A 12,877-nucleotide genomic window follows, 5' to 3' on the forward strand; every position below is an offset into this window, starting at 1 on the left:
AAACGTCACCTTTATTTCCTGATAGGCAGGTAAACCGAGAACTCGGTATGACCTGGCCAACTGGTAAATTCAATTTTGCCTGAATGCTGATCAATCAAATTACGGGCGATGGATAAGCCAAGCCCGGTGCCACCTTCGCGGCCGCTGACCATCGGGTAAAACAGCGTATCCTGCAAATGAGGCGGAATGCCTGGCCCGTTATCTTCCACATCAATCCGCGCCGCCAGCCGATAGCGCTCGCCGTGTAAAGTCAGTTGAAACGCGGTGCGGGTACGCAGAATGATTTCACCACCTTCCGGCCCCAGCGCCTGAAGTGCATTGCGCACAATATTCAGCAATACCTGTTCAATTTGATCCGGGTCGTGCGCCAGTTCCGGCAGGCTGGGGTCGTAATCACGAATCAACCGCACGTTGTCCGGCAGTTCCATCGACACCAACGTCACCACGCGTTCAGCCACTTTGTGAATACTTTCGGTAACGCGCGTACCAGGCAGCTGCGGCCCCAACAGACGGTCGACCAGATTTCGCAGCCGGTCCGCCTGTTCGATAATCACTTTGGTATATTCGAGCAGTGACGGGTCAGGTAATGCTTTGCTGAGCAACTGGGCCGCGCCACGTAAACCGCCAAGCGGATTTTTAATCTCATGCGCCAGGCCGCGCACTAAATCACGGGCAGCAACCTGCTGGGCGTGCTGTAGCTGTTCCTGACTTAAGCGGCGCTGGTTATCCATCGGTGCCATCTCCAGCAGGATCATGCCGTCCGGCATACGCTGGGCCGTCACAGAAAGGATATGCGAGCGCCCGTCGATGACCAGCGTCACTTCGTTATCGGTAAAACCTTGCCCCGCCTCAAGACTTTCTTGCATCAGCTCGATATTTAATGAGAAGTAGCTCAACAGTTCCGGTAACGGTGTACCAAACAATTTGCGGGAGCTTTGAGCGAGCAGTTGTTGTGCGGCGGGGTTGGCGTAATGGATCGCCAGGTTGTCATCAATTAACAAAATACTGTTAATCAGCGAGTTGAGGATCTGCCCAGCATCGGGCTGCGTGCCTGTTGCCATAAAGCAGTCTCCTGAACAGGTTGCACCATTTTAGTGCATTATAGCTTTTTACGGATAAAAAGCGCGAAGCATCAAAGAAGTTACGGAGAAAAAAGCCCATGCAGAGATGGGCTGAAAGTTTCCACGGCAACTAAATCCCGGCCTTCTTAGCACCGGGTAGTACAACTTCAACTATTAGACGCTGTAGTACAGCTCAAACTCTACCGGATGCGGAGTCATACGCACGCGGTCATTTTCTTCGCGACGCAGAGCGATGTACGCATCAATGGCTTCGTCAGTGAACACGCCACCGGCTTTCAGGAACTCGCGGTCCAGATCCAGTTCGTTCAGTGCTTCTTCCAGAGAGCCTGCAACCTGTGGGATCTCTTTCGCTTCTTCTGGCGGCAGGTCATACAGGTTTTTGTCCATGGCTTCGCCTGGGTGGATCTTGTTCTTGATACCATCAAGACCGGCCATCAGCAGGGCAGCAAAGCACAGGTACGGGTTAGCCGCTGGGTCCGGGAAACGGACTTCGATACGACGTGCTTTCGGAGAAGAAACCACTGGAATACGGATAGACGCAGAACGGTTGCGCGCAGAGTAAGCCAGCATTACCGGTGCTTCGTAGCCCGGGACCAGACGCTTGTAAGAGTTGGTGGTCGGGTTTGCCAGGGCGTTAATTGCTTTAGCGTGTTTGATTACGCCGCCAATGTAGTACAACGCCTGCTCAGACAGACCTGCATATTTGTCGCCAGCGAACAGGTTGACGCCGTTTTTAGACAGTGACATGTGGCAGTGCATACCGGAGCCGTTATCACCGAACATCGGTTTTGGCATAAAGGTCGCGGTTTTACCGAAGCGGTGTGCTACGTTGTGCACAACATATTTGTAGATCTGAATTTCGTCAGCTTTTTTGGTCATGGTATTGAAGCGGGTAGCCACTTCGTTCTGACCAGCAGTCGCTACTTCGTGGTGATGGGCTTCAACTACCAGTCCCATCTGTTCCATCACCAGACACATTTCAGAACGGATATCCTGAGCAGAGTCTACCGGCGGAACCGGGAAGTAACCGCCTTTCACTGCCGGACGGTGACCTTTGTTACCACCTTCATATTTGGTGGAGGAGTTCCATGCACCTTCGATATCGTCGATGGCAACATGAGAACCGGAGATAGACGCGCCGAAACGGATGTCATCGAACAGGAAGAATTCAGGTTCTGGCCCGAACAGTACGGTGTCGGCAATGCCAGTAGAACGCAGGTAATCTTCAGCGCGCTTCGCGATGGAACGCGGGTCACGGTCATAGCCTTGCAGGGTGCCTGGTTCAAGGATATCGCAACGGATAATCAGGGTAGAGTCCGCGAAGAACGGGTCAATCACTGCGGTGGATGCGTCTGGCATCAGCACCATGTCGGATTCGTTAATGCCTTTCCAGCCGCCAATCGAGGAGCCGTCAAACATTTTGCCTTCTTCGAAGAATTCAGCATTCACCTGATGAGCAGGGATAGTGACGTGCTGTTCTTTACCTTTGGTATCGGTGAAGCGCAAATCAACAAACTTCACTTCGTGCTCGTTCAGCATCGTCAGTACGTGTTCAGCGGACATACTTTAACTCTCCTGGATTGGTCATGGTCGTCGTGGTAACGAAATCTGCAATTATTTTGGCCGTGTCGCCGTAAAAAAGATAAAGCGAAAACTGTGCCAACTTTTAAATTGCCCCTAAAAGGCGTTATCATGCGCACCATCGTGCAAAAGGGCTGCACCACGATGTGAATATTGCACCAATATAGTGCTTCAATGGAAACATTAAGCACCATATTGGTGCAATGACCTTTGGATAACCCTTTTTATGCTCCGTGAAAGCGATCACAAAGGGACTCTGCAATACTTGTTTGCGGAGGATGTTTGTGATCCTGTTTTGTAGTGCGATTAATCCGTGTACAATAACGCGCTATTTCTAATGCCTGAGGCAAAGTTGTGATCGAAAAATTGCGTAATATCGCCATCATCGCGCACGTAGACCATGGTAAAACCACCCTGGTAGACAAGCTGCTCCAACAATCCGGTACGTTCGACTCTCGTGCCGAAACCCAAGAGCGCGTGATGGACTCCAACGATTTGGAGAAAGAGCGTGGGATTACCATCCTCGCGAAAAACACCGCTATCAAATGGAATGATTACCGTATCAACATCGTTGATACCCCGGGGCACGCCGACTTCGGTGGTGAAGTTGAACGTGTAATGTCCATGGTAGACTCAGTGCTGCTGGTGGTTGACGCATTTGACGGCCCGATGCCGCAAACGCGCTTCGTAACCAAAAAAGCGTTTGCTTACGGCCTGAAGCCAATTGTTGTTATCAACAAAGTTGACCGCCCTGGCGCGCGTCCTGACTGGGTTGTGGATCAGGTATTCGACCTGTTCGTTAACCTCGACGCGACCGACGAGCAGCTGGACTTCCCGATCGTTTACGCTTCTGCGCTGAACGGTATCGCCGGTCTGGACCACGAAGATATGGCGGAAGACATGACCCCGCTGTATCAGGCAATTGTTGACCACGTTCCTGCGCCGGACGTTGACCTTGACGGTCCGTTCCAGATGCAGATTTCTCAGCTCGATTACAACAGCTATGTTGGCGTTATCGGCATTGGCCGCATCAAGCGCGGTAAAGTGAAGCCGAACCAGCAAGTTACTATCATCGATAGCGAAGGCAAAACCCGCAACGCGAAAGTCGGTAAAGTGCTGGGCCACCTCGGTCTGGAACGTATCGAAACCGATCTGGCGGAAGCTGGCGATATCGTGGCGATCACGGGCCTGGGCGAACTGAACATTTCTGACACCGTTTGCGACACGCAAAACGTTGAAGCGCTGCCGGCACTCTCCGTTGATGAGCCGACCGTTTCTATGTTCTTCTGCGTTAACACCTCGCCGTTCTGCGGTAAAGAAGGTAAGTTCGTAACGTCTCGTCAGATTCTGGATCGTCTGAACAAAGAACTGGTACACAACGTTGCGCTGCGCGTAGAAGAAACTGAAGACGCCGATGCGTTCCGCGTTTCTGGTCGTGGCGAACTGCACCTGTCTGTTCTGATCGAAAACATGCGTCGTGAAGGTTTCGAACTGGCGGTATCCCGTCCGAAAGTTATCTTCCGTGAAATCGACGGTCGTAAACAAGAGCCGTATGAAAACGTGACGCTGGACGTTGAAGAACAGCATCAGGGTTCTGTGATGCAGGCGCTGGGCGAACGTAAAGGCGACCTGAAAAACATGAATCCAGACGGTAAAGGCCGCGTACGTCTCGACTACGTGATCCCAAGCCGTGGTCTGATTGGCTTCCGTTCTGAGTTCATGACCATGACCTCTGGTACGGGTCTGTTGTACTCCACCTTCAGCCACTACGACGACGTGCGTCCGGGTGAAGTGGGTCAGCGTCAGAACGGCGTACTGATCTCTAACGGTCAGGGTAAAGCGGTCGCGTTCGCGCTGTTCGGTCTGCAGGATCGCGGTAAGCTGTTCCTCGGTCACGGTGCAGAAGTTTACGAAGGTCAGATTATCGGTATTCACAGCCGTTCTAACGACCTGACTGTAAACTGTCTGACCGGTAAGAAACTGACCAACATGCGTGCTTCCGGTACTGACGAAGCCGTTGTTCTGGTTCCGCCTATCCGCATGACGCTGGAACAAGCGCTGGAGTTCATCGATGATGACGAACTGGTAGAAGTGACTCCGACCTCTATCCGTATTCGTAAACGTCACCTGACGGAAAACGATCGTCGTCGCGCCAACCGCGCACCGAAAGACGATTAATTTCGTTTTTTAGTCATAAAAAACCTGCCAGCGATGGCAGGTTTTTTGCTTTTGTAGGCCTGATAAGATGCGTCAGCATCGCATCAGGCGTCATCTGAAACCCTGCGCATCAAGAAAATCCGCAATAGCATCTGTGTTGTTGTGACCAATAACGCGGTCAGCACTGACTTTTGCCAGCGAACTGCCATTGCCCATCGCAATCCCTTTGCCTACCATCCGCAGCATCCCCGCATCATTATCGTTATCGCCAAAGGCGATGATTTCATCCAGCACGATATTTTGCTGTCGGGCATACCAGGCCAGACTTTTGCCTTTCTCACACCCCACCTGTGTAATATCCAGTTGATGATGCCAGGACCAGCTACAGGCCAGCGATAATTCTTGTCGGGCAAATTCCTCTGTCTGGCGCAATAACGAAGCCTTGCGGTGTATCAGGCTAATCTGCAAAACAAAATCATCGTACGTATAAATATTTGGCTGCAATATTTGTTGTGAAAACCAGAGTCGTAGCCTTTCCACCTTGTGGATATCAAGCGCCAGCGGACGCAATATTTGCCGCTGGCGCGGATGATAAAGATAGCTGCCGTTACAGCAAATCATCGGCTCGGTTAACTGCAATTGTTGGTAATAAGGCAGGGCTTCGCTGTGCGAACGTCCGGTGGCGAGGATAATTTTCACACCTGCCTGTTGTGCGCTTTGCAGTGCCGAAACAGACGCAGGGGAAATCATCTTCTTGCTGTTCAGCAATGTGCCGTCTAAATCGAGCGCGATTAACCGCCAGATCATAACGAGAAGATCCGAAAGCAGCGTTCAGCATCAAATTGTGAGAGGGCCGGAATATCCTCACGCAGGTGATAAGCCAGATAACAGTGACAGTGCCTGGACATACAAGACGGAGATGAAAGTTGCTGTTGATATAAATTGCCAATCTTAATTTTGCTGATATTACAGGCGAAGAGATCGCCATCAGCATTCATAAACACGCTCTTTTTGCCGCCCAGACAAAACTCGACATTGGCAGGCCAGAGGCTGGTTTCCAGATAATAAAGCGGGTCCAGCAACTGAAACTGGCTATTTCTTTCGTCGCTGGTGGGCCTTTTATCGCGCTCATTGGCGTTTAGCCAGAAATAGATATCGGGAGGAAGATGCGCGCGTAACCACTGTAATTCGTCATAGTCGGCTACGCTGGCGACGGCCCCCACAGAACAGGTAATCCCCGTGTCCTTAATTGCCAGTAACTGTTTAAGGAAAACTTCTTTACTTGCCTGGGAAGGATGAAACGAACACCACAGCCGCAGCTTTGCTAAATCGCCCTGAGAGTGCTGAAAAGTCGCGACTAAGGTGGATAAATTAAAAGAGGCGTTGGTCTGAATACCCACCGCCTGCACATGGGAATAGCGGCTGATTTCCGCCATCGCCGCCATATAATAACGATAACGCAATGCTTCGCCGTAGGGCGTAATAAATACATTTAATGGTGAACCCAGCGCCGGTAAATGTTCAACCATGCGCCATAATGCCACTTCATCCTGCTGTTTATCATTGCGGTCTTGTTTATGAAAAGGGCAATAACCACAGCGATAATTACACGACTTTATCTCGCCGCGATAAATCAGCGTCTGGATCTGCTTGAGCGTCATCGTTTATGCGTCTCCAGCCTGCGAACTTCCGGGGAGATAAACAGCGGGCCAAGCTGGTCCGAAAGCGCTAAACCCTGCGCGGTGAGCAGAATACGATTATCCTGCTGGTGGCAGTAATCTTGTTTGATGAAATCGCCCAGCAGGGGAAAATCGCTTAATACCTCAGAGAAGAACTGGTGCTGATAATCCCGTAACGAAAGCCCCTTATAGAAAAAGAGATTCTTGATAATAAAACGCCGCTTCATTTCTGCTTGTGAAAGTACATAGCCGTGGTGAATCTGGGTCTTATCTGGCCGGGCGATAAAATCCGTGACAATTTGCCGCGATGCGGGCTGGTTTTGCGACCACGGCGTGCAGTAATGTAAATTGCCAAGATAACTGCGCCCGCCCGCGCCAAGCGCCAGCGAATTTTCAAAGCCACAACTTTCAGCCGCCGAATCATTATTCACCCGCACAAAACGGCGCATTGACGTTTGCGTATAACCTTCATGCAATAAGCGATCGCGGGCTTCAATATAGAGGCTATACATATCCGGCTGACGCGGCATGTTATATAGCGGGTACAGAAACAGTTCGTCAGGCTGATAATCTAATGCTTGATTAAGCGACGCCATTAAACTTGCGGCTGTTTGACCAGGAATACCGTAAATAATATCAATATTGATTATCGGGAAATTACCCCTGCGCAGTAGCTCCAGCGCCCGATGGGCATTTTCCGCACTATGGCGGCGGTGTAATGTGGCAAGTTCCAGATCGTTAAAACTCTGAATGCCAATACTGACGCGGTTTACCGCAAGCTGGCGCAATAACGCGACCTTTTCGGCGGTGGTATCGGAAGGCGATGTTTCAATTGCCTTAAAAATCTGCGCATCGACCTGTAATTCGTCAAACACCCCGCGAAACAACCGTGACAGTTGCCCGGTATTAAGCAGTAGTGGCGTACCGCCGCCAATGGTAAAACTGGCCCAGTCTACAGGCGCAAGTTGCATTTGCCGGGCCTGGATAATAATTGCTTCTATGTAGTTGTCGATAAAGGCATTGTCTGCCCCCGTGCAGGTAAAGAGATTACAAAACCCGCAGCGGCTCTGGCAAAAAGGCATATGAATATAGAGATGTGTTTTATGCTCGTAAATACGCGATTTCACATCCGCAAAAGCAATATTGTTTAATTCCCGATAAGCGGTCTTATGCGGGTAACTGTACATATATTGCTGATAAATCGATTCATTATTCATGGTCTTTGCCGTCTAACACAAAGTGAAAATAGGGTACGGTATTCACAATCGGATGGTTAAAACTGTGGAAATATTTACCGTCTTCCCCGTAGCAGGTGCCATGATCGGAACAGAGAATAACTAACGTCTCCCGCCCGGTTTGCCGAAAGATATCGAAAAGTTTTTCGATTCTGGCATCAATATAATGCAGGGCAGCGGCGTGAGTTTCTACCGTATCGCCAGGTTTGGCATTTTCAATATAAAAATGATTCGGATAATGAATGGTGTCGATATTGATATACATCATCAGCGGCTGTTCAGCGTTCACCTTTTTGTTAATTAAGGTGAGCTGATTATCCATGCTCTCTTTCACCGTGCAGGAGAAATTAGGATACCAGTAACTCTCTTTAAACATCGCCGGGAACACTTTTCCCATCCCTGAGCGGTTATTAAAAAAGGAGACGCCACCCACGCAGATAGTGCGGTAACCTTTGTTTTCCAGCCCTTTAATCCACGTCTCTTCGCTGAACGCGAACGCATTTTTTGGCCCTAAACGACCTAAACCAATATCTTTCGGGAAAAAGAGCATTGAATGACCAGGTGCAGCTTCCAGCGGCTTAGGCATAAAACCAGAGAACATCGAATGATGCGAAGGCCAGGTAAAATTGCCAGCGGCTTCACACTTTATCCAGCGACCATAGCGGTTAATATTTGGTGTATTTCCCGCCTCTTGTTCCTGAAACGCAATATCAAAACGCAGGGAATCAAGCACCACAAACAGGATATTGGCTTCCCTGGCAATTAAATCATTCAGATTGATTTCGCCATCGCAGGAATGGATTGCCGTGCGGGTATTTTCCGGTACTTCGTCTGTTACGTTATACATGATGTTCTCTCATTACCTGAATCTGGCGTTGATAAATTTTGTTTTTTTCGCAGGTGTCCTGATAAATAAGATCGCCCTGGCCGTTAATTTCGATAATATAGGGTGTTAAATTTTGCGTGAGTAATACGTCAAGCCCGGCAATGTGTACGTCCGGATAGAGGGTCATGGCGTTGAGACAAAGCGTATCAATTTCAGCTACTTTTTCTACGGGTAAATTAAGATCGGCAAAACGGATAGCTTCATTTTGTAAATGTAAATTGGTGATCGGCTGTGATGATGTTCTGACAACCCGCCAGACGATTTCACCATTAACGTACACGATGCGTAAATCGTAGCTTTTATTGCCCACTCTGGCTTTTGCCAGCCAGCGTTCGATAATATTGTCTTGTTGTAAAATAGCATTCACAATCAACGTAATATCACCGCTGTTTTCATAGCGGATAATATGTTTACTGTTCACCAGCCTGTCACCTGCAACCTGGATGGCGCAATAAAGCACCTGACGGTTATCGCCGGGATGTAGACTCAAAGCCAGCACCCCGGCGGCCCCTGATCCGAAATTCGGCTTAATAAACACGCGATAAACCTTTTCGCTGCGCATACAGGCGATCAGTTGATCGTAGCTACGGATATCATCCGCTAATATTGGCGGTGTCGGGATCGCGTGTTCGACTAATCGTTGCTTACAGTGGCGTTTATCCAGAAGATGAATAATACCTTCTGGTGAGTTAATAAAACGGATCTCCCTTCTGGTAGCCATTTTTTGTAAAAAAGTAATATAGTTTTGGCTAACCGTATTAATTAAGCGAATATCTGTTTCCTGATGTAAGGGGGGATCGATTTTTACCATGCCTTTATTTAAGAGCAGGGTAAGTGCTTGATCATAGCTCACTACGTTGATATGTTCCTGTAAGCGTGACGCTGCCTGGCAAAAATAAAATGTGCGTTTGCTTTCAGGATGACCAATTAGCGTAATCACGAAGAATTCCTTTTCTGTGATAAATAATGGGAGAGATGACTCTCTCCCAATAAATGTCATTTATTCGGTATACATCGCATGCATATAAATTTCGTCATCATAGACTTCAGGCGTTAGCGCTTCTGATAATTCGAGAGTACATGTCAGTGTTTTTTGCAGTTTTTTCTGCATCTCTTCTGTCAGGTAATGATGGTACAAATCCAGCAGTTTCAGATGGCTAAGGCGATCGGCATGTTTGAGAAGATGCTCTGCACCTTCGTCGGTAAGCGTACCGCAGGAGAGTGCCAGCACTTCCAGTTGCGGCAGAATGTCGCTTTCCAGCACGCGGCGGACGATTTCGTTTTGCTCTTCGCTGTTCACCAGGCCAAGATGCGTCAGGCTCGGGAAGAGGGATTTCGACGCCAGCTTCATTACGATATCCAGCGATGCATCAAAACCATAATTCTCAACGCCAATATAAACGATAAGTGTTTTTAACGCAGGCAGTTGGGCATTTTGCAATGAGGCGAACACGTCACACGGCGTACCGCCAGAGATAATTTCCAGATGCTCCAGTTTGTCATGGGCGATTTCTCCCAGTTCCAGGCCCTGAGTACCTTTAATTGTCAGCTTTTTGAGGTTCGGCAGCGCAGCATACAGACGAGAATAATCCCCTTGTTTTATCCACGAAATTTCACACTCTTCGCTTTCCATATCGCCGATAAATAGGGATTCGAGATGAGCAAAGCGTTCGGCATGTTCAACAAACATGTCGATTATTGGTTGGCAACTTTCCTCATCCCAGCACTCCCCCCAACGACCAATAATCAGAGAGCGGATTTTAGGCAGGTCTTCATCGGCTAAAATATTGTTAATAAACTCTTCTTGCGGGATTTCATTATCCCAATCCATAAAAAATTTCTTTTCCATTTTCTCATTCCTTGTGAGTGTTGCGGTGGAAAAGATCTTACCTGGTAGTCAATGACTTTGATAGAGAGGACGAGGAATATTTTATAATCAACGTGGTTATATAATTATGGGGAGTTATTTATATTGTGAATATCTGTGTAAAAAGCCGCTTAACCTGAACTGTCCAACTTTATGGGGGGCAGTCCATATCAGCGACTTTTTACATTTTCACATCAGAAGAAATACTTCGTTCCGATACGAATCTGGTTTTGCTCGCGGTGATACGGCTCGACGTTGCGGTCTAACCAGCGTAATTCGAAATAAGGCAGCCAGTGTTCATTAATACGGTAACGGAAGGTATTAGTGATTTCCCAATGATGATCTTTTCCATTGCTGCTATTAAAGTCATTTACGCGTATAAAATAATGTGGCTCAAATGTATAGGAGAATTTATCGGTGATTTTGAAATTCCAGTAGGTACCAATTTCATAGGTGTCATTATTATCCAGCTCCCCGTTCAAATCTGTTGAACTGTAGTTATTATGGTTATAGCGATTTCGCACTGTCAGATTAAACCATGGTACAAATTTATAGTTGACGTCCAGATATACTGCACCACCGGAACCGGCGCTCTTATCATTAATTAATCCACCGGGCTGGATGGTTAATTTATCGGTTGGTTTAAATAACGGATACCAGCCTTCAATTTCGTTATATCCATGTTTTAGTTCATCTTCGCGCTGAAAGTTGTAGGTATTGGTTAACATGATACCCGCGCCCATATCGAAGTTATAACCCACACGTAGCATAACCTCGCCCTGATCGGAGGCGAGATTATATGCCTCCCTGTTTTCGACGTATGCGCCAGCAAATACCGAGGCAGAGGTCAGAGAAGATAATAAAATTATTGCATTAATCTTTTTCATAATAAGTCCATTTTTTTAACGTAGGGGGGCCGCCACCCATCAGGATGGAAATAGCGGCTATTGACATTTATAACGTTACGGAAGCAGTTTTTTCTTTTGTCTCAATCTCTTTATTTTTACGTTGGTTGATGTCCTCAATAATTAACGCAAAACGTTTTTCATTGAGCGTGTAAAAGAATCCCATCGTCAATGCAGCAATTATCGCCAGCGCACAAGGCCAAATAAAAATGAGCTGACGCAAACCCTGTAATGTTGCATCGCTTTGCGCGATGTTGGGAACATAACCGATTTGCGTCAGCATAATGCCTGGCAAGAAGCCAGCAAGTGCGGCAGAAATTTTACGAAAGAAGGTATAACCAGTATAAACAGAACCTTCGGCACGAATACCGGTTTTCCATTCACCGTAATCTACGGTGTCAGGAACTAACGCCCAGTTCAGGCTGTTCACAAAGGCCGTACCAAAAAAGGCGACACAAGAGAACATGACGAAAGTGAAAGAGTTACTGCCCCAGAAATAATTCAGGATATCCCCCACCGCCCACAGCACCATGCCAGCTAAATAAACCTGTTTTTTACCAAAACATTTTACAGTTAATGGCACCAGCAATACGCCGATGAGGATGCATCCCATACTGAAGAATCCCATCCACGACAATAAATTAATATCATTCAGCACATACTGGGTGTAATAGACCTGAATTGCCAGTTTGATATTAAATGCCGCCAGGGTACACAGGTTAGCAATGCATAAAACCAGCAATGGCGGATTACGAAATATCGCGCAAAAAGATTTGAGAATACTGGCTTTATGTCCGGTTGGCGTCGTGTCCACATAATGCTCTTTGACGCCTCTGTAGCACAGCATCATAAAAATAAAGCCACCAATGGAGAACATCAGTGCCGCGCAGGCATAACCGACAGTGGAGTCAGAAAAAAGCGACTGCAGTGGAATAAATGCTACGGTACAAATCAATAGCCCTATGGTTGCACCACCCTGGCGGTAAGCCGCAAGCTGCGCGCGCTCATTGGGGTTTTTGGTAATTGCTGGGATCATCGCGCCATACGAGCAGTTCATCAGACTGTATGAAAGTCCAAACATCATAAACAGCGCGGTGGCAATCGTCGTTTTAATCGGCAAACTAAAAGTGGTGGCGATAAACTGGAGCGTTGCAATTAACGCCGCCGGAACCGCTGCATATAAAATAAAGGGACGAAATTTGCCTTTAGGCCCAATATTTTTCCGCGAGTCGAGTAAAAATCCGGTGAGCATATCGGTAAACGCGGTAAAGAATTTTGCCACCAGAAAGATAATCCCGCCATAGTAAGCAGGCATCCCTAATTCATCGGTATAAAATTTGAGGAGATACAGAGTGCCGATGCTAAGCATTAAATTCGAACCGACGTCGCCCATGCCATAAGCGATTTTTTCCCGCAGATTCAGTTTTAATGTCAGTGGATTATGGTCAGACATAATCACTCCTTATAACGCCCCGCAGGGCGTTG

Annotated in this window: 11 protein-coding genes; 1 reads left to right on the top strand and 10 read right to left on the bottom strand. The window is 47.9% G+C overall.

Annotated features, from left to right (window positions below; genetic code table 11):
* Positions 1-11 precede the first annotated feature (11 nt).
* Positions 12-1,061 (bottom strand): nitrogen regulation protein NR(II), encoded by a 1,050-nt coding sequence (gene glnL, locus QUE34_RS23625; protein ID WP_000190577.1) that lies wholly within the window; start codon positions 1,059-1,061, stop codon positions 12-14.
* Positions 1,062-1,235: 174 nt separating this feature from the next.
* Positions 1,236-2,645 (bottom strand): glutamate--ammonia ligase, encoded by a 1,410-nt coding sequence (gene glnA / locus QUE34_RS23630; RefSeq protein WP_001271704.1) that lies wholly within the window; start codon positions 2,643-2,645, stop codon positions 1,236-1,238.
* A gap of 372 nt (positions 2,646-3,017) precedes the next feature.
* Between glnA and typA the strand changes: the two genes are divergently transcribed.
* Positions 3,018-4,841 (top strand): ribosome-dependent GTPase TypA, encoded by a 1,824-nt coding sequence (gene typA / locus QUE34_RS23635; RefSeq protein ID WP_000570668.1) that lies wholly within the window; start codon positions 3,018-3,020, stop codon positions 4,839-4,841.
* A 90-nt stretch (positions 4,842-4,931) separates the two neighbouring features.
* On the opposite strand, the gene QUE34_RS23640 is transcribed toward typA, so the two are convergent.
* The 8 genes from QUE34_RS23640 to QUE34_RS23675 form a co-directional block, all read right to left on the bottom strand.
* Positions 4,932-5,627 carry a Cof-type HAD-IIB family hydrolase gene (locus tag QUE34_RS23640; RefSeq protein WP_032304184.1) on the bottom strand — a complete coding sequence of 232 codons (696 nt, stop codon included), beginning with the start codon at positions 5,625-5,627 and terminating at the stop codon, positions 4,932-4,934.
* Complete coding sequence (locus QUE34_RS23645) at positions 5,624-6,481, bottom strand: STM4011 family radical SAM protein (protein ID WP_032304186.1); 858 nt, start codon at positions 6,479-6,481, stop codon at positions 5,624-5,626. The genes QUE34_RS23640 and QUE34_RS23645 overlap by 4 nt, the downstream gene beginning before the upstream one ends.
* Positions 6,478-7,716, bottom strand: coding sequence for an STM4012 family radical SAM protein (locus QUE34_RS23650; RefSeq protein ID WP_103253698.1), 1,239 nt, complete (start codon positions 7,714-7,716; stop codon positions 6,478-6,480). The genes QUE34_RS23645 and QUE34_RS23650 overlap by 4 nt, the downstream gene beginning before the upstream one ends.
* Positions 7,709-8,581 (bottom strand): STM4013/SEN3800 family hydrolase, encoded by an 873-nt coding sequence (locus QUE34_RS23655; protein ID WP_032304189.1) that lies wholly within the window; start codon positions 8,579-8,581, stop codon positions 7,709-7,711. The genes QUE34_RS23650 and QUE34_RS23655 overlap by 8 nt, the downstream gene beginning before the upstream one ends.
* Positions 8,574-9,560 carry an STM4014 family protein gene (locus QUE34_RS23660; protein WP_032304190.1) on the bottom strand — a complete coding sequence of 329 codons (987 nt, stop codon included), beginning with the start codon at positions 9,558-9,560 and terminating at the stop codon, positions 8,574-8,576. Before QUE34_RS23660 ends, QUE34_RS23655 begins: the two co-directional genes overlap by 8 nt.
* A 60-nt stretch (positions 9,561-9,620) precedes the next feature.
* Positions 9,621-10,469 carry an STM4015 family protein gene (locus tag QUE34_RS23665; RefSeq protein ID WP_103253699.1) on the bottom strand — a complete coding sequence of 283 codons (849 nt, stop codon included), beginning with the start codon at positions 10,467-10,469 and terminating at the stop codon, positions 9,621-9,623.
* A 212-nt stretch (positions 10,470-10,681) separates the two neighbouring features.
* The gene (ompL, locus tag QUE34_RS23670; protein WP_032304192.1) at positions 10,682-11,374 is read right to left on the bottom strand and encodes a porin OmpL; all 693 of its coding nucleotides are present in this window, start codon (positions 11,372-11,374) and stop codon (positions 10,682-10,684) included.
* Between the two features lie 67 nt (positions 11,375-11,441).
* Positions 11,442-12,845, bottom strand: a complete 1,404-nt coding sequence (locus QUE34_RS23675) for an MFS transporter (RefSeq protein ID WP_001279685.1) — start codon at positions 12,843-12,845, stop codon at positions 11,442-11,444.
* Positions 12,846-12,877 lie beyond the last annotated feature (32 nt).

The organism is Escherichia sp. KS167_9B (genome assembly GCF_030295215.1).
Lineage (GTDB): Bacteria > Pseudomonadota > Gammaproteobacteria > Enterobacterales > Enterobacteriaceae > Escherichia > Escherichia coli_F.